This is a genomic window from Pedococcus sp. P2_D9 (genome assembly GCF_056404275.1).
Map to the genome: position 1 here is coordinate 522,879 of NZ_JBFUEI010000004.1, position 26,396 is coordinate 549,274.

Genomic DNA, 26,396 nt, shown 5'->3' on the forward strand with positions numbered 1-26,396 from the left:
TATCGACCCGGAAGCACCGCAGAACTCATCGGAGCGCAGGCCGGAATCCTCCGTGCCAGCGCGAGTGGTCAGACCAGGTTGCGCAACGGTCTCCCGGCGGCATACGCCCCCAGCTGCTCCTGCAGCAGGCGCGCGGCGCGTGGCATGAACGCGGTCGAGGCCCCGCCGACGTGCGGAGTGATCATCACTCCCGGCGTGGTCCACAAGGGGTGGTCGGGGGGCAGCGGCTCGGGGTCGGTGACGTCCAGGGCAGCCCGGATCCGGCCGGCCGCCGCGTGCCGCACCAGCGCGTCGGTGTCGACGACACCGCCCCGCGCGACGTTGACGACCAGGGCACCGTCGGGCATGGCAGCCAGGAAGTCGTCGTCGACCAGGCCCGCTGTGTGCGCGCTCAACGGCACGATCACGATGACGACGTCATGCAGCGGCAGCAGGTCCGGCAGCTCGTCGACCCCGTGGACGGACCGCACGAGCTCGTCGCCCGCCCGCGCACGGCTCGCCACCGCGGTCACCTGGACCTCGAACGGCGTGAGCCGGGCAGCGATCGCCCGCCCGATGGCGCCGTAGCCCAGCACCAGCACCCGTTTGTCGGCCAGGGCGTGGTGGAACGTCGAGGGCAGCCAGGTGCGTTCCCGTTGGGCCGCAAAGAAGTCCGGGAAGTCGCGCAGGCTCGCCAGCGTGAGCGCCACCGCCAGCTCTGCCGTCGAGGCGTCGTGGACCCCGGTGGCGTTCGCGAGCCTCACTCCGTCGGGCAGCACGGCCTGCACGTCGTCGTAACCGGCCGTCAGGAGCTGCACGAGCTCGAGGTTGGGCACGTGCGAGAGGGCGCCCAGCCGACCACCGGCCCCGATGTACGGCGGCACGACGACCCTGATCTCCTCGGCCCGGTCCGGAGCGCCGTCGAGCTCCCACACGGCGAGCTCGACCCCCGTGATCGGTCCCACCACGTTCACCCATTCCTGCCCCGGCAGGGTCACCAGCGTCATGTCTCCCACGCTAGCCCCGAGACCCCACGCGGTGGCGGCACGTCCGCCCGGGGGCGAGTACCCGCCGCTGTCAGGTGGAACGCGCCCCCGTCACGCACAATGGGGTATGCCGCGTGCACCGCTTCGTCGCCGGCGCACCTCCGCAGGGGCGGCTGCCACCACCGGGGTGGCTGCCGTGCTGCTGGTCTGCGGGTGCTCGGGCACAGACGGGTCGGGCGACGGGACGACCGTCTCCGCGCCCGTGCTGACCTCCTCGACCACGGCCACCTCGACGCCGACCGGCTCGACCACGAGTGGCGCCACGACGACCCCGACAACGACCCCAACCAGGGCGATCCCCGCGACCTCCACCCTCGCGACCAACCTCGACGTCCCGTGGGCCATCGCGTTCCTCCCGGACGGCTCCGCCCTGGTCACGCTGCGCGACAAGGCGCAGCTGCTGCACCTCCGCAGCGGCCGCGCGCCGACGGTGCTCGGCGAGATCCCGGGTGTGCGACCCGATGGCGAGGGCGGGCTGCTGGGCGTGGCGGTGTCACCACGGTTTGCCAGCGACAAGAGCATCTTCGTCTACTTCACCGCCGCGGACGACAACCGGGTCGTCCGGCTGACCTTCAGCGGCGGGAAGGCGACGAAGCCGACCGTGGTGCTGCGCGGCATACCCAAGGCAGGCAACCACAACGGCGGGCGACTTGCCTTCGGCCCGGACGGCTACCTCTACGTCACCACGGGCGACGCCGGCCACTCCGAGCGTTCCCAGGACGAGCGCGCCCTCGGCGGGAAGATCCTGCGCATCACGACCGACGGCAGACCCGCGCCGGGCAACCCGTTCGGCAACTCCCCCGTCTGGACGTACGGGCACCGCAACGTGCAAGGCATCGCCTGGGCCCCCGACGGACGGATGTTCGCGAGCGAGTTCGGACAGAACACCTGGGACGAGCTCAACCTGATCGTGCCGGGTCGCAACTACGGCTGGCCGGTCGTCGAGGGACGGGCGGGTCGCTCGAAGTTCACGGACCCCCTCGCCCAGTGGGCGACCTCCGACGCGTCTCCGAGTGGGATCGCCGTGGCGAACGGCGCGGTCTGGATGGCAGCCCTGCGGGGTCAGTCACTGTGGCGAGTTCCGTTGACTGCCAATGGCATCGGCACCCCCAAGCGACTGCTTCACGGCCGCTACGGCAGGCTCCGTGACGCAGTGGCGGGTCCGGACGGACGGCTGTGGGTGCTGACCAGCAACACCTTCCGCGGCAGCCCGCGGGCCGGCGACGACAAGCTGGTCGCGCTCAACCTGGCAACCCTCTAGCGCCCGCGCATACCTCACCCCGTCTTTGGAAGTGGGACGTCCGGATATCCGGAAGTCCCCCTTCCAACAGGGGCGACGAACTCAGGTGAGCTTGGCCAGGATCAGCTCGCGGGCCTTGCCTGCGTCGGCCTGGCCCCGCATCTCCTTCATCACCTGACCGATGAGGGCACCGGCGGCCTGGACCTTGCCGTCGCGCACCTTCTGGGCCACGTCGGCGTTGGCCTCGATGACCTTGTCGACAGCCGCCTCGAGGGCGTCGTCGTCCTGCACCAGCTCGAGCCCTCTGGCGTCGGCGACCTCGGTGGGCGTGCCCTCACCGTCGATGACGCCGTCGAGGACCTGGCGGGCCATCGAGTCGTTGAGGCGGCCCCCACGGACCAGACCGTCGAGCTCGGCGATGTGGGCAGGCGTGACGCCGAAGTCCTCCACGGAGGTGCCGTCGACGTTGGCGCGACGGGCCAGCTCACCGGTCCACCACTTGCGTGCGCCGGCCGGGGTCGCGCCCGCAGCCACCGTCTCCTCGATCAGCGCGACCGCCCCGGCGTTCATGACGTCACGCATCTCGAGGTCGCTGTAGCCCCACTCGGCCTGGAGCCGCTTGCGGCGAAGGCCAGGGGCCTCGGGCAGGGTGCCGCGGAGCTCCTCCACCGTCTCGCGCGTCGGTGCGACGGGCACGAGGTCAGGCTCCGGGAAGTACCGGTAGTCCTCAGCGTCGGACTTCTCGCGGCCACTCGTCGTGACCCCGGTGTCCTCGTGCCAGTGTCGTGTCTCCTGGATGATCTTGTCGCCCTTGTCGAGGATCGCCGCGTGCCTGGTGATCTCGTACCGCACCGCGCGCTCGACGCTGCGCAGGGAGTTGACGTTCTTGGTCTCGGTGCGGGTGCCGAGCGGCACGTCGTCCTGGCTCTGGTCCCCGGTGGCCTTGGGGCGCAACGAGACGTTGGCGTCACAGCGCAGCGACCCCTGCTCCATCTTGACGTCGGAGACCCCCAGGGCGCGCAGCAGCTCGCGCAGCGCACCGACGTACGCCTTGGCCACCTCGGGCGCCCTCTCACCGGCACCGGTCAGCGGCTTGGTGACGATCTCGATGAGGGGTATGCCGGCCCGGTTGTAGTCGACCAGCGAGTGGTCTGCGCCGTGGATGCGTCCCGTGGCGCCACCGATGTGCAGCGACTTCCCGGTGTCCTCCTCCATGTGCGCGCGCTCGATCGCGACGCGGTAGACCGTGCCGTCGGACAGCTCGACGTCGAGGTGGCCCTCGAAGGCGATCGGCTCGTCGTACTGGCTGGTCTGGAAGTTCTTCGGCATGTCCGGGTAGAAGTAGTTCTTCCGGGCGAACCGGCACCACTGCGCGATCTCGCAGTTGAGCGCGAGGCCGATCCGGATGGCCGACTCCACCGCCTTCTCGTTGACGACGGGCAGCGCACCCGGCAGCCCCAGGCAGACCGGGCAGACCTGGGTGTTGGGTTCGGCGCCGAACTCGGTGGCACACCCACAGAACATCTTGGTCGCGGTGTTGAGCTCGACGTGCACCTCGAGACCCATCACGGGGTCGTAGCGCTCGAGCGCCTCGTCGTAGTCGACGATCTCCTCGGCGGTGGCCGTAGCGGTGTTCATCGTGGTCACGCTCCCTTCGCGGTCAGCTGGGGGGCCTTGGCCAGCAGTGAGCCGCCCCACCTGTCGACGAGCATCTTCTCGAGGGCCGCGCCCACGTTGTAGAGCCGCTCGTCCTTCGTTGCCGGCGCCAGGATCTGGATGCCGGTGGGCAGGCCGTCCTCGTCGGCCAGGCCGCTCGGCAGTGACATCCCGGGCACCCCGGCGAGGTTGGCGGGGATGGTGGCGACGTCCTGGAGGTACATCGACATCGGGTCGTCGAGCTTGTCGCCCAGCTTGAACGCGGTGGTGGGTGCCGTCGGGCTGACCAGCACGTCGACCTGACCGAAGGCGGCCTCGAAGTCGTTCGCGATCAGCCGGCGGACCTTCTGGGCCTGGCCGTAGTAGGCGTCGTAGTAACCGCTCGAGAGCGCGTACGTGCCGAGGATGATGCGGCGCTTGACCTCGTCGCCGAAGCCGGCGTCACGGGTGGCCGCCATGACCTGCTCGGCGCTGGGGTCGTCGAGGCCCTCGGGCAGCACCCGCAGGCCGTACCGCATCGCGTCGAACTTGGCCAGGTTGGAGGACGCCTCACTGGGCAGGATCAGGTAGTAGGCAGCGAGCGCGTAGTCGAAGCTCGGGCACGACACCTCGACGACCTCGGCACCGGCCTCCTGGAGCAGGGCGACGGACTCGTCGAAGCGGGCGCGCACGCCAGCCTGGTAGCCCTCGCCACCGAGCTCCTTGATCACCCCGACCCTGAGCCCCCTGACGTCCGCGCGGCGTGCGGCCTCGACGACCGAGGGCACCGGGGCGTTGATCGAGGTGGAGTCCATCGGGTCGTACCCGCCGATGACCGAGTGCAGCAGCGCAGCGTCGAGGACGGTGCGCGTGCACGGGCCCGCCTGGTCGAGGCTGGAGGCGAGCGCCACGAGGCCGTAGCGGGACACCCCGCCGTAGGTCGGCTTGACCCCGACGGTGCCCGTGACCGAGGCCGGCTGGCGGATCGAGCCACCGGTGTCCGTGCCGATCGCCAACGGCGCCTCGTATGCCGCGACGACGGCTGAGGAGCCACCTCCCGACCCGCCGGGGATGCGGGTGAGGTCCCACGGGTTGTGGGTCGGGCCGTAGGCGGAGTGCTCGGTGGACGAGCCCATCGCGAACTCGTCCATGTTGGTCTTGCCGAGGATCGGCATGCCGACCGACTTGAGCCGGGCCACGACGGTGGCGTCATAGGGCGGGATCCACCCCTCGAGGATCCTGGACCCGCAGGTCGTCGGCAGTCCCTGGGTCACCATCACGTCCTTGACGGCGATCGGCACGCCGGCGAGGACGTGGAGCTCCTCCCCCGATGCGCGCCGCTCGTCCACGGTACGGGCCGCCGCGAGGGCACCCTCGCCGTCCACGTGGAGGTAGGCGTGCACGTCGGCGTCGACGGCCGCGATGCGGTCGAGGTGGGCCTGCACTACCTCGACGGAGCTGAGCTCGCGGGAGCTCAGCGCATGCGCGAGCTCGGCGGCGCTGGAACGGGTGATGTCGGAGTTCACGGGTGGTGGTCCTCGGTCTGTCGCTGGTGGGACGCGGACATGGGGTCGGCGGCGTGGGCCGCAGTGGGCCGCAGTGGGCGCGGCGGGGCTCGGTCTGGCGTGGCCCGTCAGTCCTCGTCGAGGATGCGCGGCACCGAGAAGCGCTGCAGCTCCTGCTCCGGCGCCCCGGACAGGGCCGCCTGCGCCCCGAGCGACGGACGGACCTCGTCCGGGCGGGTGACGTTGGTGAGCGGCAGCGGGTGGGACATCGGCTCGATGTCGTCCGCGGCGACTTCCTGCACCTTGGCGACGGACTCGAGGATGACGCCGAGCTCTCCGACCATCCGGTCGAGCTCGGCATCGGACAGGTCGATGCGGGCGAGGCCGGCGAGGTGCGCGACGTCGTCCCGGGACAGTGCGGACATGGTCGCCAGTCTAGGGGCGCGGTCTGGAGCGTGACGCATCGCTCATGTCGCGGCATACCCGGCTCGGCCTAGGCTGGCGACCATGACTGAACTGCCCACCGAGCTCTTCACCGCGATCGACCACGTGGGGGTCGCGGTGCGCGACCTCGACGAGGCGATCACCTTCTACCGCGACACCTACGGGATGACGCTGGCGCACCAGGAGGTCAACGAGGAGCAGGGCGTCCGCGAGGCGATGATGGCGGTCGGCGGCAGCGGGTCGCACATCCAGCTGCTGGCGCCCCTGTCACCGGAGTCGACGATCGCGAAGTTCCTCGACCGCTCCGGGCCGGGCGTCCAGCAGGTCGCCTACCGCGTGGAGGACGTCGAGGCGGTCAGCCAGGTGCTGCGCGACCGCGGTCTGCGGCTGCTCTACGACGAGCCGCGGCGCGGCACGTCCAACTCGAGGGTGAACTTCATCCACCCCAAGGACGCTGGCGGCATCCTGGTCGAGCTCGTCCAGCCTGCCCACGAGACCCACTGACGGCTGGCGTGAGGTAGGTCACCGCGTGACCGGAGTCTCACCAGCATCCCGATTGCCTTACTCCGCAGTAGTTTCGCCTGCAGCCGTGCCGACGACGCCGAGGAGACAGACCCATGCAGGAAATCCGCGACGCCATCCTCTCCGGGGACCGCACCCGGGAGACGTATGCCGGGTTGGCCATTCCCGAGACCTACCGCGCCGTGACGGTGCACAAGGACGAGGTGGGCATCTTCGAGGGCCTGGCCACCAAGGAGAAGGATCCGCGCAAGTCGCTGCACCTCGACGACGTCCCGGTGCCCGAGCTCGCGCCCGGTGAGGCGCTCGTCGCCGTCATGGCCAGCGCCATCAACTACAACACCGTGTGGACCTCCATCTTCGAGCCGGTGTCGACCTTCGGGTTCCTCGAGCGCTACGGCCGCACCTCCGAGTTCGCCAAGCGGCACGACCTGCCCTACCACGTGGTCGGCTCCGACCTCGCCGGCGTCGTCCTGCGGACCGGGCCCGGAGTCACCAAGTGGACGCCGGGTCAGGAGGTTGTCGCGCACTGCCTGTCGGTCGAGCTCGAGGATGCCGAGGGCCACAACGACACCATGCTCGACCCGCAGCAGCGGATCTGGGGCTTCGAGACCAACTTCGGTGGCCTCGCCGAGCTCGCCATCGTCAAGTCCAACCAGCTGATGCCCAAGCCGGCCCACCTGACGTGGGAGGAGGCGGCCTCTCCCGGCCTGGTGAACTCCACGGCATACCGCCAGCTGATCTCCAAGAACGGCGCCGCCATGAAGCTCGGCGACCGAGTCCTGATCTGGGGCGCCTCAGGTGGTCTGGGGTCCTACGCCACCCAGATGGCGCTGTCCGGTGGCGCCACCCCGATCTGCGTCGTCTCCTCGCCGGAGAAGGCCCAGATCTGCCGCGACATGGGCGCCGAGCTGATCATCGACCGCAGCGCCGAGGGCTACAAGTTCTGGAACGACGACAACACCGCGCAGGACCCGCGTGAGTGGCAGCGGCTCGGCAAGAAGATCCGTGAGCTCACTGGCGGTCACGACGTGGACATCGTCTTCGAGCACCCCGGGCGCGAGACCTTCGGGGCCAGCGTCTACGTCGCGCGCAAGGGCGGCACCATCGTCACCTGTGCCTCGACGTCGGGCTACATGCACGAGTACGACAACCGCTACCTGTGGATGAACCTCAAGCGGATCATCTCGAGCCACTTCGCCAACTACCGCGAGGCGTGGGAGGCCAACGAGCTCATCAACCGTGGCCTCATCCACCCCACCCTCTCCAAGACCTACACCATGGACGAGGTCGGGCAGGCTGCGCTCGACGTGCACCGGAACGCCCACCAGGGCAAGGTCGGCGTGCTCACCCTCTCCCCCGAGGCTGGGCTCGGCGTGACGGACGCCGAGAAGCGGGCCGCCCTGCTCCCGCAGATCGACCGGTTCCGCAACACCTGACCTGCGGCGATGCCCGAGCGTCCTACTGCCGTGCCATAGGCTCGGACCCATGTCAGCCCTGGACAGGTGGCGTGAGTTCCGCCGCGCTCAGCGCGCCGCCCTGCTCGCCAGCAACCATCCGCACCAGGTCGCGGAGTCCGAGACGACCTTCTCGCCGACCGGCTTGCTCGCGGACATCCTGCCCGCTCGCCGGTCGGGCGACGACGGGGAGGCCGGAGCGGGCGACGACGGGGAGGCCGGAGCGGGCGCGGACGGACGCCCTGACCGGGGCCGCGACCAAGGACTCGCCGACGGGAGAGACAACCGCATCGACGAGGGCGACGACGCCGACGAGGGCGGCGACCAGGAGCGTGGGCGTGGCCAGCAGCAGGGGCGGGGCCGCCGCTACGGACAGGCCGGGAGACCGCTCAACCGGCAGTCACCGTTCTACATGGGCTTCGTCGGGGGCATCGGCGTGCTCACCGCGCTGCTGCTGTGGCAGACCATGGGTCGGCTCACCACGGTCCTCACGCTCGTCGTCATCGCCTTCTTCCTCGCCCTCACGCTGAACCCGCTCGTCGAGTTCCTCACCAGCCACGGCATGCGCCGCGGCGGAGCCGTGGCGGTGGTCTTCGCCGGCGTCGTGGCCGTCTTCACCCTGCTCGGACTCGTGGTCGTCCCACCAGTCATCACCCAGGGCAGCGACCTCGCGCAGAAGGCGCCCGACTACCTCGACCAGATCCTGCGCAGCAACTTCGTCAAGGACCTCGACCGGCACTACGACGTCGTCGACAAGATCCAGGCCGAGTTCAACAAGCGGATCACCGACGGCAACTTCATCAGCCAGGTCTTCGGCGGCGTGCTCGGCGTCGGGGCCGCCGTCATCGGCGGCATCTTCCAGACCTTCACCGTGCTCGTCCTGACGCTCTTCCTCCTCGCGTCCTTCCCGCGGGTCAAGCAGGGGGCCTATGCGATCGTCCCGGCCTCGCGTCGTCCCCGGGTCATCTCGCTGTCAGAGGAGATCATGCGCAGGACGGGCTCCTACGCTGCGGGCCAGGTCGCCGTCGCGACCATCAATGCCATCTGCTCGTGGATCATGATGTTGATCGTCGGCATCCCGTATGCCGCGGTGCTGGCGGTGGCGGTCGGCTTCCTCGGGCTCATCCCGATGGTCGGTGCCACGATCGGGGCCTCGGTCGTCTGCCTGGTCGCGGTGTTCGACGAACCCAAGAAGGCCGTGATCGCGATCATCTACTACGTGGTCTACCAGCAGGTCGAGAACTACGTCGTCGCGCCCCGGATCATGCAGCGCACCGTGTCGGTTCCGGGCGCCGTCACCGTGGTGGCAGCCCTCGCCGGCGGCACGCTCCTGGGTGTCCTCGGTGCGTTGCTCGCGATCCCGGTGGCAGCCGGCCTGCTGCTGCTCTACGAAGAGGTCCTGCTGCCGCGGCAGCGCCGTCACTGATCTCGCTGGCCAGCGTGCTGGTGCGGCCATCCGCGCCACCAGCGCCACGGATCGACCTGGAACCGCGCCTGTCACGTTCATCCGTGCCACTGACGCCCCAGATCGACGGCCGAGGACGCCGGGGTCTGGGGTGGGTCAGCGGGTGGCGCCGCGGGTGTGCCGGCGGTCGCGCGCCTCCCAGCAGGGCGTGTGCCAGTGCCGACGGTCGTCCAGGCCACCCATCCCCTCGGCGGGCCACGCCACCACGTGCGGCGTGCCCATCGGGATGTTCTGCTGGCAGCCCGGACACAGGTAGGCGCGGCTCGCAGCACTGCCGGTGACGCGGCGAACGAACCACTCGCCCCCGGCATACCCCTCCCGACGTGCGGTCCCCCCGACCGCGCGGTCGAGGTTCAGCGGGGCGTCGTCACGGCGACGCCGGTTGGCTCGGGGCATGGATCCGATTCTCGCAGAACCGCACCAGCGCCTTCGCCGCGGCGACGGCGACGGCGGCGCTCAGGCGTAGGTGCGGAAGCCGCGCCCGGTCTTGCGACCGAGGTAGCCGGCCGTGACCATGTGCTCGAGCAGCGGGGCCGGCGCGAAACCGGGCTCGCGGAACTCGAGGTAGAGCTCGCGCTGGATCGCCAGTGACACGTCGTTGCCGACGACGTCGAGCAGCTCGAACGGCCCCATGGGCAGCCCGCAGCCGGTCTTCATCGCGGTGTCGATGTCGTCGGCCGTGGCGTAGTTGGCGTTGAGCATCTTGACGGCGTCGTTGAGGTAGGGGAACAGCAGGGCGTTGACGATGAACCCCGAGCGGTCGCCACACGTGACGGCGTGCTTGCCGACCTTGGCGCAGACGTCCTGGACGGTCGCCACGACGTCCGGCGCGGTCGAGACCGTGTGGACGACCTCGACGAGCTTCATGATCTGGGCAGGGTTGAAGAAGTGCATCCCGATGACGTCCTGCGGGCGCGAGGTGGCGGCCGCGCAGTCGACGACGGGCAGCGACGACGTCGTGGTGGCCAGGATCGCGCCCGGCTTGCAGATCTCGTCGAGGTTCTCGAAGAGAGCCTTCTTCACCGCCAGGTCCTCGACGACGGCCTCGACCACGAGGTCGGCGGTGGCCAGGTCGTCCAGGGACGTGGTACCGGTCAGGTGGCCCAGGGCCGCGGCGCGGTCCTCCTCGCTGAGCTTGCCGCGCTGGACGGCCTTCTCGAGCGACTTGGTGATGGCCGCTGTCACCGCGTCGACCTTGGGCTGGCTGCGGGTGACGTAGACGACGTCGTAGCCGGCCTTGGCGAAGACCTCGATGATGCCGGTCGCCATGGTTCCCGAACCCACGACGCCGACGGTGCGCACCTCGCGCAGGGTGGCCCCGGACTCGCCGGCCGACGCCGGGGTGAGCCCGTCGTCGACGACCTGGCTGCTGCCGGGCTCGGCGTAGGTGTAGAACCCACGGCCGCTCTTGCGACCCTTGAGTCCGGCGCTGACCATCTGCTTGATGACCGGGCTCGGGGCATGCAGGCGGTCGCGGCCCTGCTTGTACATCGTGTCGAGGATCTCGTAGGCGGTGTCGAGTCCGATCAGGTCCATCAGCGCCAGCGGACCCATCGGGTAGCCGCAGCCCAGCTTCATCGCCGCGTCGATGTCCTCGCGGCTGGCATAGCGCGACTCGAACATCGAGACGGCGTGGTTGAGGTAGCCGAACAGCAGGGCGTTGGCGATGAAGCCCGCCTTGTCCCCCACGATGACCGGCTGCTTCCCGAGCCGGATCGCGAGCGCCTTGACGTCCTCGAACGCCTCGTCCTCGGTGACGACGGTGCGGATCACCTCGACGAACTGCAGGACGGGGGCGGGGTTGAAGAAGTGCATGCCGACGACCCGCTTGGGGTTGCCGGTCGCCACCGCGATCTCGGTGACCGACAGCGACGACGTGTTGGTCGCGAGGACGGCATCGGGGCCGACGATCGCGTCGAGCTTGCCGAAGAGCTCCTTCTTGAGCTCCAGGTGCTCCGGCACCGCCTCGACCACGAGCTGGCAGTCGGCGAGCTCGTCGAGGCTCGACGTGAAGTGCACTCGCGCGTGCAGCGCCGCCTGGTCCTCCTCGCTCAGCTTGCCGCGGCTGACTGCCCGGCCCGTGGAGTGCTCGAGCACTCCGCGGCCCTTCTCGACCGCCGCCTGGTCGACCTCGACTGCCACGACGTCGATGCCGTTGCGGGCGAACACCTCGACGATGCCCGCACCCATGGTGCCGAGACCGATTACTCCGACCTTGCTGAACTCACGAGCCATGCCGCGAGTCTGGCAGAGCAGGTATGCCGCGTGGACCCCCGGGCAGCGTGACGGTCACCACCCTGCCTGCTCGGTCACCAGGCCTCACCAGTCGTGACCGGCCCCGATCAGTGCGGACTCCATGTGGAAGCGCTGCTCGCGGGACAGCCCGCGGATCGCGGTCGGCACCGGGATGTCCACCGCCTTGCAGTAGTCACGCAACGCGTGGTCGTAGGCCAGTCGCGCCGACATCAGCCGCTCGGCCTTGCGGGGCTGGTCCCCCTCCTCGACCCGGCGGATGTGCGCGGCGAGACGGCTGAGCTCCAGGGCCAGCAGGACGGGCGGGATGGGTTCCACCGCTGGGCGCCGCGAGGCGCGCCACGACTGCGCCCTGGTGACGGTGGGCTCGAGCAGCCTGGGTGGCTGGCCCGTGGTGAGCCAGCGCACCCCACTCACGAGGGTGCCCATCACGAGGGCGAGACCGGCAACGTTGCCCAGGACGGACGGCATACCACTCACCTCTTGCCCATGAGTGTGCGCTCAGCACCCCGGCACGCGCAACGGTCCGCGGGCCGTAGAGTGACCCCTCGTGCGGTTGGTCATTGCGAAGTGCTCGGTGGACTACGACGGACGTCTCTCGGCCCACCTCCCCCTGGCGACGAGGCTCCTGCTCGTCAAGGCGGACGGTTCCGTGCTCGTCCACAGCGACGGCGGCTCCTACAAGCCGTTGAACTGGATGTCGCCCCCGTGCGCGATGGCCGAGGTCGAGCCCGAGACCCACGAGGCCGCCGACGGGGTCACCGCCGTGTGGCAGGTGCAGCACGCGAAGTCGGAGGACCGGCTACGGGTGCTCATCCACGAGGTGCTCCACGACTCCGCGCACGACCTGGGCGTCGACCCGGGGCTGATCAAGGACGGCGTCGAGGCTCACCTCCAGAAGCTGCTGGCCGAGCACATCCACACCCTGGGCGAGGGCTTCAGCCTCGTGCGACGTGAGTACATGACGGCCATCGGCCCGGTCGACATCCTCTGCAAGGACGCCACGGGCGGCTCGGTCGCCGTCGAGATCAAGCGCCGGGGCGACATCGACGGTGTCGAGCAGCTGACCCGCTACCTCGAGCTGATGAACCGCGACCCGCACCTCTCCCCCGTGACGGGCGTCTTCGCCGCCCAGGAGATCAAGCCCCAGGCGCGCACCCTGGCCACGGACCGTGGCATCCGCTGCGTCACGCTCGACTACGACGCCCTCAAGGGCATCGACAACAGCGAGCACCGCCTGTTCTAGCCGGGGACGCAGCGGCACGACCGACTGGACGAGCTAGACGACGGCGCGGTCGGTCGATCCCGGCCAGCTGAGCACCTCGAAGCCGTCCCCGTCCACCGACACCTCGGCCACGCCGCAGTTGGGGAGGTACTTGGCGGCGGCGAGGTCGTCGCGGACGTTCCCGGAGATCCGCGGCAGGACGAACGACATGACGCCGCCGTGCGAGAAGACCAGCACGGTCTCACCCCTGAACTGGTCGGCGATCCCCTGCAGCGCCTCGCGATACCGGGCCACGACCTCCTCCCCCGTCTCCCCGCCGGGGATGCACCGTCGCAGGTCGCCGTGCAGCCAGGACTTGAAGACCGAGGCGAGCTCCGGGTCGTCGTGCGGCCGACCGGCCAGGGCCCCGACGGAGAACTCCTCCAGCCCGGGGACGGCCCGCGGCTCGACCCCGAGGGTCCGCGCGGCGATCGCGCCCGACTCGATGGCCCGGGCGAAGGTGCTCGTGTAGACCCGGGCGATCCTGCGGGCGGCCACCGCGGCGGCCAGGGACTCGGTCTGCTTGACCCCCTTCGGCGACAGCCAGCCACCCTCGTCGGACAGCACCGACGGGTGGCCGTACTCGGCGTCGCCGTGGCGCGCGATGAGCAGGGTCGCGGCGCAGTGCAGGTCGCTCATGGCTTCGAGGGTAGAACCCGCAGCGGCTCCCGAGTGACCGTGCGACCGTGCGACCGAGCGACCGAGCACCGAGCGACCGAGCGACCGAGCGACCGAGCGACCGAGCGATGGTGGGTATGCCGCCTGGCGCGGGTGTGAGGGGTGCGGTTCAGACGATCTCGACCGTGACGCCGGCCGCCCGGAACTCGGCCAGCGCGGCAGCCGGTGCAGTGGCGTCGGTCACGAGCACCTGGATCCGCTCCGAGGAGCAGATCCGGGCAAAGGCGCGTCGACCCACCTTGTCCCCAGTGCTCACGACCACCACGCGGTCGGCGCGCTGGACCATGAGCGAGTTGATCCCGGCCTCGCCCTCGTGCTCGCACGTCGCGCCCCCGACGGCGGACACGCCGTCGACGCCCAGGACCACGGTGTCCAGCCACAGCTCGCTGAGCACCATCGAGGCCAGCGGGCCCGAGAGCTCGTAGGACTCGGGCCGCGCCACCCCACCGAGCGAGACGCAGCGGATGAACGGCCGCAGCACCATCTCGGTCGCGATGTTGAGGGCGTTGGTCACGACCGTGATCGAGGGACGCCGGGACGACGCCGCGAGGTCGGCCCTCGCCGCGAGCTTGCGCGCGGTGGCGCTGGTCGTCGTGCCGCCGTTGAAGCCCACGACGGAACCCTCCGGAATGAGGTCGGCGGCGCAGGCGGCGATCCGCTCCTTGGCCGAGTCGCCGCCCCCCTGCTTGTAGCGCACGGGCAGGTCGTAGGCCACCGCGCTGGCCACCACGCCGCCGTGGGTGCGGGTCACGAGCTGCTGGGCCGCGAGGTCCCCGAAGTCGCGACGCACGGTGGCCTCGGAGACGCCCAGCGACTCCACCACCTGGGCGACGCTGAGCCGCCCGTGCTCGGCGAGCAGGCCGAGCAACGCACTCCAGCGCGCGCCGCGGTCCATGCTGCGCCCGTCCGGCTCGCTCACTTGACCGCTCCGGAGGTGAGGCCGCCCACGAGGTGCTTCTCGATGAGGGCGAAGAGGATCACGACAGGGACGATCGCGATGATCGAGGCCCCGAACAGCTGGTCCCAGTTCTGCTCGTAGCCCGTGACGTAGGAGTTGATCCCGACGGTGAGCGGCTTCTTGGCGTCGTCGAGCATCAGGGTCAGCGCCACGACGTACTCGTTCCACGCTGCGATGAAGGTGAAGATCGTGGCCGTCACCAGACCGGGGAGCGTGAGCGGAAGCATGACCCGCCACAGGGTGCCGAGCCTCCCGCAGCCGTCGAGCTCCGACGCCTCTTCGAGCTCGCGCGGGATCGAGGCGAAGAAGCCGTGCAGGATCCAGATCGCGAAGGCCAGGTTGAACGCCGCGTTCGTGAGGATGAGGGCGAGGTAGGTGTTGACCAGGTTGACCGTGAAGAACTCGCGGTAGATGCCCACCACCAGGGAGGTCGGCGAGAACATCTGGGTGACCAGGACCAGGAACAGGAAGGCCATCCGCCCACGGAACTTGAAGCGTGCGGTGAAGTAGGCCGCTGGGATGGCGACCACGACGACGATCGCCGTGGAGGCGACGGCCACGATCACCGACGTCCGGAGCCAGTGGAGGAAGCGCTCGTCGCCGAGGACCTCGGAGAACGTCGTCCACTTCCACACCTCTGGCAGGACCGAGGGCGGTGTCCGCACCACGTCGCTGCTCGGACGGAACGCGTCGAGCAGCATGACGAGGTAGGGCCAGACGAAGGCGAACGCGACGCCGAGGCCGATGAGGGGCATCGCCCACGGGCGGATGCCGCGCCAGCCGCTCGGACGGGCGGGCTCGGGTGCCGCGCTGCGCGGCATACCCCTGGTCGTGGTCGTGGCGGTCACGACTCCTCCTCGCGCCAGCGGGAGACCCGCAGGTAGACAAGCACCGCCACGAGGATGAGGCAGACGTTGAACAGGCCGGCCGCAGCCGACTGCCCCACGTCCTTCTCCGCGCTCTTGAAGGCGAGCTTGTACATGAACGTGATCGTCGTGTCGTGGCTGAAGCCCGGGTTGGACTCGTTGAGCGTGTAGATGATCGGGAAGCTGTTGAAGACGTAGATCATGTTGAGCACCGTGGCCACGAGGATCGCCGGCCGCAGCAGGGGCAGGGTGATCAGTCGCCAGATCTTCCACGGCGACGCCCCGTCGATCCGGGCCGCCTCGTAGACGTCGGTCGGGATCGCGTTGAGGCCGGCAACGAAGACGTACGCGGTGAACGGGATCGACACGAAGACGCCGACAGCCACCATCGAGGACATGATCAGGCGGTCGCTCCCGAGGAAGTCGATCGGGGTGTCGACGATGTGCAGGTCGAGCAGCACGGCGTTGATGGTGCCGTAGTAGTAGCTGTAGATCAGGGTGAACAGCCGCGCGGTGATGACCAGCGACGCCGCCCACGGCACGATCACGGCCCATCGGACCAGCCGGCGACCCCAGAAGTCCTTGGTCAGGAACTGGGCCAGACCCAGGCTGATCAGGATGGTCAGCACCACGACGGCCACGACCCAGACGAGGGTGTTGGTCAGGACCGTGCCGAGGCTCTCGTTGGCCAGGACGTTGCGGTAGTTGTCCAGCCCGGCGTCACCCTTGCGCAGCCCGGTGATCGAGTACCGCGAGAGCGAAGCCCGCACGAGCTCCACCGCGGGCCAGACGACCACCCCGAAGATCAGGGCGAGCGCCGGGCCGAGCCACAGCAGCGCGGTCCAGCCGGAGACTCGTCCGCCGCGACCGTGCCGTGCGGACCGGACTCCCCGACGACGGCTCGGCGGCGAGGGCGGGGCGGATGGTGCGGGTGCGGCCGGTTGCCCGACCACACCCGCTCCAGCACCGATGGGCTGGGTCACGCTCAGCCGCCGGCTTCGGCGGACTGCTGGAGCTTGTCCAGGACCGCCTTCGGGTCGCCGGTGACAGCCGTTCCGAGGTTCTGCTGCACCGCGAGCTTGACCTTGTCCCACGTGGGGTCGTCGGTCGGCGTGAGGTGGGCGTTCGGCAGGGTCTCGAGGTAGGTCTTCAGCGCGGCGTCGGAGGAGAACTCCTGGATGCCGGACTTGGTGACCGGCAGGAAGCCCTCTGCCTTGATGAAGGTGTTGACCTGGTCCTTCTGGTAGTAGAGGTCGTAGAACGCCTTGACCGCGTCCTGGTTCCCCTTCTTCTTGAAGGCCATGAGGTAGTCGGTGACGCCGAACGTCTGCGGCGTCCCACCGTCAGCCTTGGTCGGCATCGGCGCCACGGCGTAGTCGACCTTCTTGTCCTTGTCGAGCGTCCCGGCCAGCGGGGAGAAGCCGACGACCATGCCGACCTTGCCGGACGCGAACAGGTCGAAGGCGTCCTGCCGGTTGGACTTGCCGGGGTTGTTCTGGGTCAGCTTCTTGGTGGCCAGGCTCTTGAGGAAGGTCAGCGTCTCGACGTTCTCGGGGCTGTTGATGGCCCACTTGCCGTCCTTCTTCCAGTCACCGCCGTTGTTGAACAGCCAGATCGAGAACTCACCCTGGGCCTCCTCCGGGCCGAGTGGCAGGCCGTAGCCGATGGTGCCCTTGCCGAGGTCCTTGATCTTCTGGGCGTCCGCCTCGAACTCGGCCCAGGTCTTGGGCGGCGCGGCGATGCCGGCCTCCTTGAAGAGGGTCTTGTTGTAGAACATCGCCCGGGCCGAGCTGAGGTCGGGCATGCCGTACATCTTGCCGTTGTAGGTGCCCGACTTCACGAACGCGTCGAGCAGGTCGGACTTCACCGAGTCGGACAGCACCTCGTCGGAGCTGTACAGCAGGTCGTCCTTGGCGTAGCTCGCGTAGGCGTTGAGGTTGAGGATGTCCGGCGGGTTGTTGTTCTGGACCATCGTCGAGCTCTGCTGGTCGATGTCGTCCCAGCTGACGATCTGCACCTCGAGGGTGTTGCCCGTCTTGGCCTTGTACGCCGTGGCGAACTGGTCCCAGAAGGCCTTGGTGTGGTCCTTGGAGTACTCGGCTGCGACGAGCTTGATCGTCGTCCCCTTCTTCGATCCTCCTCCGCCGTCGGTGGAACCGGCTCCCGTCCCGCCTCCGCAGGCCGCGAGGCCGAGTGCCACGACCGCGGTCCCCGCGATCAGACCTGCAACCGGCAGGTGTCGTCTGGTGCTCACGTCATACCTCACATCTCTCGTGGACGATCAGGCGCCGTTGCCTGACCGGTTTCGCCCCTGATCTCTCAACATTGATCGTTTCGTAGCGGTTAACGCGCGCTTCGCTCAGGATCAGCGAGGCTCGACAACACACTGGCCCCACACCGTTGCCCAGTCAAGCCTCCTGGCGGAGGAATTTGAAAGCAATCTCAGGCGTCAATCCAAACAAACCGGGGTAAATGGGTCATCCTCTTGACTGATCGAATCTGATGGAAGACCATCTAGTTCGGTCTTATCCACTCACTGAAGGAGTTCCGCGTCGTGTCCACCACGCATCTGGCCGCCGAGATCGCCACCCAGCCCGCCGACTGGCGAGCCGTCCTGAGCCGGGTGCCCGAGGCCCGCGCGGCCCTCCCCTCCGACGGCGCCCGCGTCGCCGTCACCGGGTGCGGGACGTCCTTCTACATGGCCCAGGCGTATGCCGCCCTGCGCGAGTCGGCGGGCCTCGGCCACACCGACGCCCATGCGGCCAGCGAGTTCCCGCTCGAGCGCACCTACGACCACGTCGTGGCCATCTCCAGGTCGGGCACGACGACCGAGGTGGTGGAGCTCCTCGAGGCGCTGAACGCCCGCGGACAGGTCACCACCGCCATCGTCGCGACCGAGGGAACCCCGATCCCCTCCCTGAGCACCCACCAGCTGATGCTGCCGGAGGTCGACGAGCGGTCGGTCGTCCAGACCCGCTTCGCCACCACGACCCTCGCGCTGCTGCGAGCCGCGCTGGGCGAGGACCTCACGGGTGCCATCGCCGACGCCGAGGACGTCCTCGCGCAGGACGCGGACACCGCGTTCGCAGGCCTGCGTGACGTCGAGCAGATCACCTTCGTGGGACGCGGCTGGACCAACGGGCTCGCCCAGGAGGCAGCCCTGAAGCTGCGCGAGTCGGCGCAGTTCTGGACCGAGGCCTACCCCGCCATGGAGTACCGCCACGGCCCCATCAGCATCGCGAACGCGGGACGGGCGACGTGGGCCTTCGGAGAGGTCCCCGAGGGGCTGCCGGAGGACGTCCGCGCCACCGGTGCCCACTTCGAGCACCGGGACATCGACCCCTTGGCCGACCTCGTGCGCCTGCACCGACTCTGCGTCGCCAAGGCGGAGCAGGCCGGCGTGGACCCGGATCGACCCCGGCACCTGTCACGGTCCATCATCCTCACGTGACCCCTGCGACCCCGAGCGCCCACCGCATCCTGCTCACCGGCACCGTCGTCCTGCCGGACCGCGTCGTGGCCGACGGCGCCGTCGCCGTCACGGACACCGTCGTCTCGTATGCCGGTGAGCGCAGCTCCCTGCCTCCCGACTGGGTGGGCGTCGCCTCGCCGCAGGGCTGGCGCGCGGGACTGACCCTGCTGCCGGGTCTGGTCGACATCCACTGCCATGGTGGGAACGGTGGCGAGTTCGGGCCGGATGTCGAGAGCGGGCGCAGGGCCGCCACGCACCACCACGACCACGGTTCGACCACGGTCATCGGGTCACTCGTGTCGGCTCCGGCACGGACCTTGCTCGACGGGGCGCACGCCCTGGGCGAGCTGGTGCGCGGTGGCGAGCTGGCCGGCATACACCTCGAAGGGCCGTTCCTGTCCACGGTCCGGTGCGGCGCCCAGAACCCTGCCGCCCTCATCGACGCCGACGTCGCCCTGGTCGAAGCCCTGGCCGAGGCGGGCGGGGAGGGTTCGTTCGCCCACATGACGTGGGCGCCCGAGCGCGCCGGGGGCGACGCCGTGCCCACGGCACTCGCTCGCGTCGGCGCTCTGGGTTCTTTGGGGCACACCGACGCCGACTACAGCCTCGCCTCGCGCGCTCTGGAATCCGTTGCGGCACAACGCGCCCGGGGTGGGCTGCCGCTCGTGACCCACCTCTTCAACGGCATGCCACCGCTCCTGTCACGGGCACCGGGACCGGTCGCCGCGTCGATCGCCGCAGCCGCGCGGGGCGAGGCGGTGCTCGAGCTGATCGCCGACGGCGTCCACCTCGACGGTGGCACGGTGCGGATGGTGTTCGACGCCGTGGGAGCCGACCACATCGCCCTGGTCAGCGACGCGATGGCTGCCAGCGGCCTCCCTGACGGCGCCTACTCGCTGGGCGGCCTCGACGTCACGGTCCGCGATCGGGCCGCCCGCCTGACCGACAGCGGGAGCCTCGCCGGCGGGGTGAGCACCCTCGTGGACCAGGTGCGCTGGCTGGTCGACGGGCTGGGCGTCCCGTTGGCCGATGCGGTGAAGGCGGCCTCGGCGACCCCGGCGCGGGCGCTGGCGCTGCCAGAGGTCGGGTCGCTGTCGGCAGGATCCGCAGCCGACCTCGTCGTCGTTGACGAGGACCTGTCGGTGCAGCGGGTGCTGCGACGCGGCACCTGGCTCTGACCCACGCCTTTCCACTTCTGGCCGAGACGGCTCTGGGCCCCCGCCGAGAGGCAGGGGCCCAGAGCTCAGCCTTGCTGAGTTGCTGTCAGCGAACGACCACCGAGACCGCCGCCGAGGCCGAGGGGTTGTAGACCCCTGACCCGTTGTAGGTCGCCGTCAGCTTGTGCGTGCCGCGCGCCAGGACCGGCGCCCGGTAGACGGCCTTGCCCTTGGTCACCACGACCTTGGCCAGCACCTTCGAGCCGTCCCGGAACGTCACCGTTCCGGTGGCAGCCGACGGGCTGACCGTGGCGGTCAGGGTCGGGCGGTAGCCCTTGAAGAAGTCGCGGTCGTTGGCACTGAGCGAGGTCTTGCTCACCAGCCCCTTGACCGTGACCTTGACGACGGCGGAGGTGCTGGCGTTCGTGATCGCATCTCCGTTGTAGGTGGCCGTCATCGAGTGCGTCCCACGGGTCTGGCCCGAAGCGGTCCACATCGCCTTGCCACCGCTGACCGCCACCGTCTTGACGACCTTGCCGCCGTCCTTGAAGGACACCGTCCCGGTCGCGGTGGACGGCGTGACCGAGGCCGTGAAGACCGGCTTGCCGCCGTAGGTGTACGACGTCGAGCTCGAGGTGAGCCTGGTCGACGACGCAGCCTTCACCGCGACGACCTGTGCCCTCGCACCATCGGTGTTGAGGTGGTGGATGAGCAGCAGACCCTGCGGCTTGTCCGAGGCGTACGACGCGTCGTCGCGACGGACGTTCAGCACGGCGCCCGGGGCGTCGGTGCTGAGCATCGTGCCGTAGTCGTCGCTGTAGGCCGCCAGCGCGGGCGAGGCCACGCTGAGGGTCATCGGAGCAGCCTGGGAACCAACCGCGTCGACCTGACCGGCCTCGGCGGTGTAGGACTCGACCCAGTACTTGATCTTGGGCGTTGCACCCGCGACCAGACCTGCCTCGCTCAGCGCACCCACGGAGACCGGAAGGGCCAGTGAGTCGCTGTTGAAGAGGTTGGTGTCGAAGGAACCGTCGACGTTGTTGACGGACTCCGGGCCGTAGTTTTCGGACGAGTCGAAGATCGAGTGGAACCGGTTCGGCCCCGTGCGAAGGTCGACGACGTCCACGACGAAGTAGTCGTAGTCGTCCGTGGTGGACACCCTGGTGTTGTAGGCAACGGCCTCCGGGCCCGGGGTCGACGGGTTGGTGTCGAGGTACACGTCGAACTCGGTGTACGAGGCCGGCGTGCGCCAGGGACCGTAGCTGCTGACCCCGAAGCTGAGCTTCGAGCCGCCGATGTCGGCGGGGGCGTACAAGAAGGCGTCCGAACCCGTACCGACGTAGCGCAGGTCGGCCGAGCGGTCGTCGGCGAAGGCGATGCAGTCGACGACCAGGGCCGAGGAGCAGCTCGGGATCTTCGGGCTGCTGGCCTGCAGCTGGAAGGTGGACACGGTCGACTCGTAGCCGGTCGTGCCAACGCCCTGGGAGACACCCAGGCCGCCGAGGGCCAGCGTGCCGTTCTTGACCGCACCCGCGCCCGTGACCGTGCTCTTGGCCGCGGCCGCCATGGCCGAGGCCGGGCGGGGAGCGGACCACACCGGCACGCGAAGGGCCGAGCCCGGCGTGAGACCGGCAGGCGTCAGCACCATGCGGCCACTGGCGTCAGCGCGGTAGCTGCGGTCGATGCCGTAGGTCAGCGGGTCCTTTGCCGTCGTGGGGTCCTGGACCGCCGTGAGCGCCGAGCGCGTGATGGTGGCCGTGACCGTGACGTCAGCCGAACCGCCGGCCGGGAGGCTGACCTGGCTGGGGCTGAAGGAGTACGTCACACCCGGGGACGGGTGCGCCGCCTGGTAGCCGATCGTGTACGACGCCGACCCGGTGGGGCGCTTGTTGACGACGTGCACGGTCTTGGTCAGGGTCGTGGTGGCCGCAGTCACTGCAACCGGCCCGAAGGAGACGCTGACGGCACCGGGGGTGTCCTTGACGTAGGCCAGGGTCGTGGTGTCGACGGCGTCGTCGGCCTTGACGCGACCGGAACCGACACGCTCAGGTCCGTAGACCGCACCCGTGTGGTTCGGGCCGACGAAGACGTCCTGGGTCGCCGTGTTCATGATGGCGGCCTTGACCTCCTCGGAGGTCCACGTGGAGTGGGCGCCACGCACCAGCGCGGCTTCGCCGGCCACGTGCGGAGAAGCCATGGAGGTGCCGCTCTCGGCGATCCCCTCGTTGCCCGTGCCGACGGCGACGGAGAACGTGGTCACACCGGGGGCTGCGACGTCGGGCTTGACGTTGCCGGCGATGCCGACACCCCGCGAGGAGAAGCCCGCGACCTGGTCGACGGCGCCCGGGCTGACGATGGTCACGCTGTTGCGCAGCGCGTTGGTCATCGTCACCTTGACCGGGGTTCCCCCGTCGAGCTGTCCCTTGATCGCGACGGTCGCCTGGTTGACGGTGAGCATCGCCGGGATGTCCACGTCACCGGTCACGCCGGCAGAGAACGCATTCACGTCGCTGCCGAAGATGACCCCGGCTGCGCCGGCCGCCTTGGCCTGACCCGAACGACCGACCGAGCCACAGCGACGGCCCGTGCCGTCGAACCACTTGGTCATGACGATCTTGCCCACGACCTTGGCCGCATCCGCGGTGGAGAAGGCCGAGCAGCCATCCGTGTTGTTCGTGGCCGAGGCCGTCTGGCTCCAGTCGCCGAGGGTGACGACGTCGGTGTTCGTCAGGCCGGGCTTGGTCGCCCAGTCGTAGGCCACCGACTTCAGGGCGCCGAACACGTTGTCCTGGGTGCCGTCGACGGTGTCGGCCGGCTCGATGCCGCTGGGGCTCTCGACCTTGAGGCCATCGACGACCGAGTCGCGGTCGTCGGACGCGGCGACGGCGAGCACGCGCGTGGCGTTGCCCGGCGAGCCGCCCACCTCGTAGACGTCGCCGCTGTTGCCGATCGAGGCGACGACGACGGTGCCGAGGGCGGCGAGGTTGTTGGACGCGACTGCGTCCGGGTCGTCCGGGGAGCCGTAGCTGGAACCCAGCGACATGTTGACGACGTCGAGGCGGTCGGACAGGTCACCGTCGCCATTGGGGTCGGCCGCCCAGTCGAGGGCCTGGCCCACGACGCTGGTGTCGCCCTCGCAGCCGAACACCTTGAGTGCGTAGAGCGACGCACCGGGTGCGACGCCGGGACCGATGGCCAGGGACGCGGGGTCGATGTCGGTGGCGTAGCCACCGGTGTAGGTCGCCCCCGCCTTCGTCACGCCGAGACCGGCCGCCGTGCCGCTGACGTGGGAGCCGTGGCCCTCGCAGTCCAGCGGGTTGGGGTCGGGCACCGGAACGGCAACGCCGTCACCGGGGTTGTAGGCGTCACCCGCGAAGTCGTAGCCGCCGACCACCTTGGCGGTGGGCGTGAAGGTGTTCGAGGCCTTGGCGGTGGCGTATGCCGCGCCGGTGCCAGGTCCGCCGAAGTCCGCGTGCGTGTAGTCGATGCCGGTGTCGATGACGCCGACTCGGACGCCTTCACCGGTCTCGCTGCGTCCCTTCCAGACCTCCGGGGCTCCGATGAGCGGCACCGACGAGGAGTTGGACGGGGACTTGGGCGTGATGCGGTGGACCGCCTTCACGCCGGGGATGGCGGCGAGTGCCTTCAGCTTGCTCGCATCGGTGCGCACGGCGATACCGGAGTACAGGGCGTGCGCGCGGTAGAGGGTGCGCGCCTTGGTCTGCGACTCCCCGAAGCGGGCCTCGACCGACGCCTGGGCGCGCTTGATCGTGGCCGTCTGGGTGCGCGCAGCGAGCCGGGCTGCCGAGCCACCCCGCGACCGAGCCTGGCCGTAGGCAGCCGACGCGGGTGCCGGGTCGAGCTCGATCATGACGTCGACCGGGCCCTTGGCACCCACGAGGCTGCGGTCGAGCTTCTCCGCCTGTGACCGCTGGGTGCCCAACCCGAAGGAGCCCGCACCGGTGAGTCCTGCGGGAACCTTGTGGGCGGTCCCGCGGTGCTTGACCGGGCTGGGCTGGGTGCTCGCCATGGCCGGCGCAGCGCTGAGGGCTGCCGCAGCCACTATCGACAGGGCACTGACGCCGACGACAGCTGTGTAGCCGCGGCGCCTTCCCTGAGATTCCATCGACACGTGGTCTCCTTCTGCGCGCGGCCACGACCATTCGCCCCGGGGATCGCCCGTCACGTGTGAAGGACACGCGCCCCCACTGGTTCACCACGCCGTCGCTGAAATTAGGCCATTGCGGCGCGAGCCGGACGCGAATCGCCACAACGCGCACAAAACTTTTTGCGTGTCGGTCCCTCAGCCGGTCGCGGCGGCCGTCTCCAGCCCGCGTGCGGACCTGATGATCGTCACGAACTGGCCCATGATGTCGTTGAGTCCGAAGTCCTTCGGAGTGAAGACCGCGGCCACGCCGAGGGCGCGCAACGCGCGGGCGTCGGTGTCGGGGATGATCCCTCCGACGATCACGGGCACGTCGCCGGCACCTGCCGCTCGCAGGCCGGCGAGGATCTCGGGCACCAGCTCCATGTGCGAGCCCGACAGGATCGAGATCCCGACCAGGTGCACGTCCTCGGCGACCGCGGCTGCGACGATCTGCTCCGGCGTCAGCCGGATCCCCTGGTAGACGACCTCGAAACCGGCATCGCGCGCCCTGACGGCGACCTGTTCGGCGCCATTGCTGTGACCGTCGAGCCCCGGCTTCGCGACGAGGACACGCAGCTTCTCCCCCAGCTCCTCACCGGTTCGGCTGACCTCCTCCCGAACCGCCTTCAGCTCGTCACTGCCGCCGCTGGAGACACCGACCGAACCCGAGACCCCCGTCGGGGCGCGGAACTCGCCGAACTCCTCTCGCAGCGCCTGGGCCCACTCACCGGTGGTCACCCCGGCACGCGCGGCCTCGAGCGACGCCGGCATGAGGTTCGCTCCACTGCGGGCGTCGGCGCCGAGGGCAGCGAGGGCCGCGGCCGCGCGCTCCCGGCCACGCGGCTCGGCGTCACGCCGTTCGCGCCACTCCCGGACAGCCGCTGCCGCCTTGGCCTCCACGTCATGGTCGACGGTCTGGATGGCCGCGTCTAGGTCCGCCGTGAGCGGGTTGGGCTCGGTGGTCTGGAACCGGTTCACGCCCACGACCACGTCCTCGCCGGCCTCGATGCGCTGACGACGCAGCGAGTGCGAGGCCACGAGGGCCGACTTCATGTAACCGCTCTCGACGGCCGGGACAGCCCCGCCCAGCTCCTCCACCCGGGCGATCTCGGCCTTGGCGCCGGCGACGAGCTCGGCCACCTTGCCCTCCACGACGAGGGACCCGGTGAACAGGTCGTCGTACTCGAGCAGGTCGGACTCGAAGGCCAGCACCTGCTGCATCCGCAGCGACCACTGCTGGTCCCACGGTCGCGGCAGGCCCAGCGCCTCGTTCCAGGCCGGGAGCTGCACCGCCCGGGCGCGGGCGTCCTTCGACAGCGTGACGGCGAGCATCTCCAACACGATCCGCTGCACGTTGTTCTCGGGCTGGGCCTCGGTCAGGCCGAGGGAGTTGACCTGGACGCCGTAGCGGAAACGGCGTTGCTTGGCGTCCGTGACGCCGTAGCGCTCGCGGGTCAGCTCGTCCCACAGCTCGACGAAGGCCCGCATCTTGCACATCTCCTCGACGAACCGCACGCCGGCGTTGACGAAGAAGGAGATCCGGGCGACGACCTCGCCGAACCGCTCCGGCGGCACCTGGCCGGAGTCGCGCACCGCGTCGAGCACGGCGATGGCGGTGCACATCGAGTACGCGATCTCCTGTACCGGAGTCGCGCCCGCCTCCTGGAGGTGGTAGCTGCAGATGTTGGTCGGGTTCCACTTGGGGATGTCGGAGACGGTGTAGGCGACCATGTCGGTGATCAGGCGCAGCGAGGGGCCCGGCGCGAAGACGTAGGTCCCGCGGGACAGGTACTCCTTGATGATGTCGTTCTGCGTCGTGCCGGCGAGGGCGCGGACGGCCGCAAGCGGGTCGGCGCCGGTCGCCTCGGCCTGCTCCTCCGCCACGACCTGGTACATCGCGAGCAGCCACATCGCCGTGGCGTTGATCGTCATGGACGTGTTCATCTGGTCCAGGGGGATCTGGTCGAACAGCGCGCGCATGTCACCGATGTGCGAGATCGGGACACCCACCTTGCCGACCTCGCCGCGCGCCAGAGGGTGGTCAGGGTCGTAACCGGTCTGGGTCGGCAGGTCGAAGGCGACCGACAGGCCGGTCTGGCCCTTGGCGAGGTTGCGACGGTAGAGCTCGTTGCTGGCAGCGGCACTCGAGTGGCCGGCATACGTGCGCATCACCCAGGGGCGGTCACGCTCCGGACGGGACGGTGCTGACGCATCGGTCACGGACGCCGGGCTGACGGGCGACGCTGAGGGGGAGGTCGGGACGTCACTGTGCTCAGCCATAGGGCCGAAGGTACCGGCGGCGGTGTGCGCC

The 26,396-nt window shown here is 69.7% G+C and carries 21 protein-coding genes; 7 read left to right on the plus strand and 14 right to left on the minus strand.

Annotated elements, in window-relative coordinates; genetic code table 11:
- Window positions 1-68: 68 nt before the first annotated feature.
- Complete coding sequence (locus tag AC1DXJ_RS09835; protein ID WP_477615553.1) at window positions 69-986, minus strand: 2-hydroxyacid dehydrogenase; 918 nt, start codon at window positions 984-986, stop codon at window positions 69-71.
- Between the two features lie 106 nt (window positions 987-1,092).
- On the opposite strand from AC1DXJ_RS09835, the gene AC1DXJ_RS09840 reads away from it, so the two are divergent.
- Window positions 1,093-2,286 (plus strand): PQQ-dependent sugar dehydrogenase, encoded by a 1,194-nt coding sequence (locus AC1DXJ_RS09840; protein ID WP_477615554.1) that lies wholly within the window; start codon window positions 1,093-1,095, stop codon window positions 2,284-2,286.
- An 81-nt stretch (window positions 2,287-2,367) separates the two neighbouring features.
- Here the strand turns inward: AC1DXJ_RS09840 and gatB are convergent, their stop codons facing one another.
- The 3 genes from gatB to gatC form a co-directional block, all read right to left on the minus strand.
- A complete protein-coding gene (gatB, locus tag AC1DXJ_RS09845; protein ID WP_477615555.1) occupies window positions 2,368-3,903 on the minus strand; it encodes an Asp-tRNA(Asn)/Glu-tRNA(Gln) amidotransferase subunit GatB in 1,536 nt (511 codons plus the stop codon).
- A 5-nt stretch (window positions 3,904-3,908) separates the two neighbouring features.
- Window positions 3,909-5,426: an Asp-tRNA(Asn)/Glu-tRNA(Gln) amidotransferase subunit GatA gene (gatA, locus tag AC1DXJ_RS09850; RefSeq protein WP_477615556.1), complete on the minus strand. Its 1,518-nt coding sequence runs from the start codon at window positions 5,424-5,426 to the stop codon at window positions 3,909-3,911.
- 107 nt (window positions 5,427-5,533) lie between these two features.
- Window positions 5,534-5,830: an Asp-tRNA(Asn)/Glu-tRNA(Gln) amidotransferase subunit GatC gene (gene gatC, locus AC1DXJ_RS09855; protein ID WP_477615557.1), complete on the minus strand. Its 297-nt coding sequence runs from the start codon at window positions 5,828-5,830 to the stop codon at window positions 5,534-5,536.
- A gap of 82 nt (window positions 5,831-5,912) precedes the next feature.
- Between gatC and mce the strand changes: the two genes are divergently transcribed.
- The 3 genes from mce to AC1DXJ_RS09870 all read left to right on the plus strand — a co-directional run bounded on the left by mce (window position 5,913) and on the right by AC1DXJ_RS09870 (window position 9,251).
- On the plus strand, window positions 5,913-6,353 hold the full coding sequence (mce, locus tag AC1DXJ_RS09860) for a methylmalonyl-CoA epimerase (RefSeq protein ID WP_477615558.1): 441 nt from the start codon (window positions 5,913-5,915) through the stop codon (window positions 6,351-6,353).
- A gap of 113 nt (window positions 6,354-6,466) precedes the next feature.
- A complete protein-coding gene (gene ccrA / locus AC1DXJ_RS09865) occupies window positions 6,467-7,807 on the plus strand; it encodes a crotonyl-CoA carboxylase/reductase (protein ID WP_477615559.1) in 1,341 nt (446 codons plus the stop codon).
- Between the two features lie 49 nt (window positions 7,808-7,856).
- The gene (locus AC1DXJ_RS09870) at window positions 7,857-9,251 is read left to right on the plus strand and encodes an AI-2E family transporter (RefSeq protein ID WP_477615560.1); all 1,395 of its coding nucleotides are present in this window, start codon (window positions 7,857-7,859) and stop codon (window positions 9,249-9,251) included.
- A 135-nt stretch (window positions 9,252-9,386) separates the two neighbouring features.
- On the opposite strand, the gene AC1DXJ_RS09875 is transcribed toward AC1DXJ_RS09870, so the two are convergent.
- From AC1DXJ_RS09875 to AC1DXJ_RS09885, 3 genes are all read right to left on the minus strand, one after another.
- Complete coding sequence (locus AC1DXJ_RS09875; RefSeq protein ID WP_477615561.1) at window positions 9,387-9,686, minus strand: hypothetical protein; 300 nt, start codon at window positions 9,684-9,686, stop codon at window positions 9,387-9,389.
- 60 nt (window positions 9,687-9,746) lie between these two features.
- Entirely contained in the window at window positions 9,747-11,525 is a 1,779-nt protein-coding gene (locus AC1DXJ_RS09880) for a 3-hydroxyacyl-CoA dehydrogenase family protein (RefSeq protein ID WP_477615562.1), read from the minus strand.
- 84 nt (window positions 11,526-11,609) lie between these two features.
- The gene (locus tag AC1DXJ_RS09885) at window positions 11,610-12,014 is read right to left on the minus strand and encodes a hypothetical protein (protein WP_477615563.1); all 405 of its coding nucleotides are present in this window, start codon (window positions 12,012-12,014) and stop codon (window positions 11,610-11,612) included.
- A gap of 79 nt (window positions 12,015-12,093) precedes the next feature.
- On the opposite strand from AC1DXJ_RS09885, the gene nucS reads away from it, so the two are divergent.
- The gene (nucS, locus tag AC1DXJ_RS09890; RefSeq protein WP_477615564.1) at window positions 12,094-12,789 is read left to right on the plus strand and encodes an endonuclease NucS; all 696 of its coding nucleotides are present in this window, start codon (window positions 12,094-12,096) and stop codon (window positions 12,787-12,789) included.
- A gap of 33 nt (window positions 12,790-12,822) precedes the next feature.
- Here the strand turns inward: nucS and AC1DXJ_RS09895 are convergent, their stop codons facing one another.
- From AC1DXJ_RS09895 to AC1DXJ_RS09915, 5 genes are all read right to left on the minus strand, one after another.
- Entirely contained in the window at window positions 12,823-13,446 is a 624-nt protein-coding gene (locus AC1DXJ_RS09895; protein ID WP_477615565.1) for a histidine phosphatase family protein, read from the minus strand.
- A 148-nt stretch (window positions 13,447-13,594) separates the two neighbouring features.
- A complete protein-coding gene (locus AC1DXJ_RS09900; protein ID WP_477615566.1) occupies window positions 13,595-14,404 on the minus strand; it encodes a DeoR/GlpR family DNA-binding transcription regulator in 810 nt (269 codons plus the stop codon).
- The gene (locus tag AC1DXJ_RS09905) at window positions 14,401-15,291 is read right to left on the minus strand and encodes a carbohydrate ABC transporter permease (RefSeq protein ID WP_477615567.1); all 891 of its coding nucleotides are present in this window, start codon (window positions 15,289-15,291) and stop codon (window positions 14,401-14,403) included. Before AC1DXJ_RS09905 ends, AC1DXJ_RS09900 begins: the two co-directional genes overlap by 4 nt.
- A complete protein-coding gene (locus AC1DXJ_RS09910; RefSeq protein ID WP_477615568.1) occupies window positions 15,288-16,292 on the minus strand; it encodes a carbohydrate ABC transporter permease in 1,005 nt (334 codons plus the stop codon). Before AC1DXJ_RS09910 ends, AC1DXJ_RS09905 begins: the two co-directional genes overlap by 4 nt.
- Before the next feature lie 2 nt (window positions 16,293-16,294).
- On the minus strand, window positions 16,295-17,563 hold the full coding sequence (locus tag AC1DXJ_RS09915) for an extracellular solute-binding protein (RefSeq protein ID WP_477615569.1): 1,269 nt from the start codon (window positions 17,561-17,563) through the stop codon (window positions 16,295-16,297).
- Window positions 17,564-17,863: 300 nt separating this feature from the next.
- Here AC1DXJ_RS09915 and AC1DXJ_RS09920 point away from each other — a divergent pair, with 300 nt between their 5' ends.
- The gene (locus AC1DXJ_RS09920) at window positions 17,864-18,760 is read left to right on the plus strand and encodes an SIS domain-containing protein (protein ID WP_477615570.1); all 897 of its coding nucleotides are present in this window, start codon (window positions 17,864-17,866) and stop codon (window positions 18,758-18,760) included.
- Window positions 18,757-19,959, plus strand: coding sequence for an N-acetylglucosamine-6-phosphate deacetylase (locus tag AC1DXJ_RS09925; RefSeq protein WP_477615571.1), 1,203 nt, complete (start codon window positions 18,757-18,759; stop codon window positions 19,957-19,959). The genes AC1DXJ_RS09920 and AC1DXJ_RS09925 overlap by 4 nt, the downstream gene beginning before the upstream one ends.
- 85 nt (window positions 19,960-20,044) lie before the next feature.
- Here AC1DXJ_RS09925 and AC1DXJ_RS09930 read toward each other — a convergent pair whose 3' ends face one another.
- Entirely contained in the window at window positions 20,045-24,064 is a 4,020-nt protein-coding gene (locus tag AC1DXJ_RS09930) for a S8 family serine peptidase (RefSeq protein WP_477615613.1), read from the minus strand.
- 177 nt (window positions 24,065-24,241) lie between these two features.
- Complete coding sequence (locus AC1DXJ_RS09935; RefSeq protein WP_477615614.1) at window positions 24,242-26,254, minus strand: protein meaA; 2,013 nt, start codon at window positions 26,252-26,254, stop codon at window positions 24,242-24,244.
- Window positions 26,255-26,396: the final 142 nt, after the last annotated feature.

Coding starts and splice junctions, on each gene's coding strand:
- AC1DXJ_RS09840 (WP_477615554.1), top strand. CDS start 1,093: ATGCCGCGTGCACCGCTTCGTCGCCGGCGCACCTCCGCAGGGGCGGCT.
- AC1DXJ_RS09870 (WP_477615560.1), top strand. CDS start 7,857: ATGTCAGCCCTGGACAGGTGGCGTGAGTTCCGCCGCGCTCAGCGCGCC.
- gatB (WP_477615555.1), bottom strand. CDS start 3,903: ATGAACACCGCTACGGCCACCGCCGAGGAGATCGTCGACTACGACGAG.
- AC1DXJ_RS09935 (WP_477615614.1), bottom strand. CDS start 26,254: ATGCGCACGTATGCCGGCCACTCGAGTGCCGCTGCCAGCAACGAGCTC.
- mce (WP_477615558.1), top strand. CDS start 5,913: ATGACTGAACTGCCCACCGAGCTCTTCACCGCGATCGACCACGTGGGG.
- AC1DXJ_RS09880 (WP_477615562.1), bottom strand. CDS start 11,525: ATGGCTCGTGAGTTCAGCAAGGTCGGAGTAATCGGTCTCGGCACCATG.
- ccrA (WP_477615559.1), top strand. CDS start 6,467: ATGCAGGAAATCCGCGACGCCATCCTCTCCGGGGACCGCACCCGGGAG.
- AC1DXJ_RS09875 (WP_477615561.1), bottom strand. CDS start 9,686: ATGCCCCGAGCCAACCGGCGTCGCCGTGACGACGCCCCGCTGAACCTC.
- AC1DXJ_RS09885 (WP_477615563.1), bottom strand. CDS start 12,014: ATGCCGTCCGTCCTGGGCAACGTTGCCGGTCTCGCCCTCGTGATGGGC.
- gatC (WP_477615557.1), bottom strand. CDS start 5,830: ATGTCCGCACTGTCCCGGGACGACGTCGCGCACCTCGCCGGCCTCGCC.
- AC1DXJ_RS09835 (WP_477615553.1), bottom strand. CDS start 986: ATGACGCTGGTGACCCTGCCGGGGCAGGAATGGGTGAACGTGGTGGGA.
- AC1DXJ_RS09930 (WP_477615613.1), bottom strand. CDS start 24,064: ATGGAATCTCAGGGAAGGCGCCGCGGCTACACAGCTGTCGTCGGCGTC.
- AC1DXJ_RS09895 (WP_477615565.1), bottom strand. CDS start 13,446: ATGAGCGACCTGCACTGCGCCGCGACCCTGCTCATCGCGCGCCACGGC.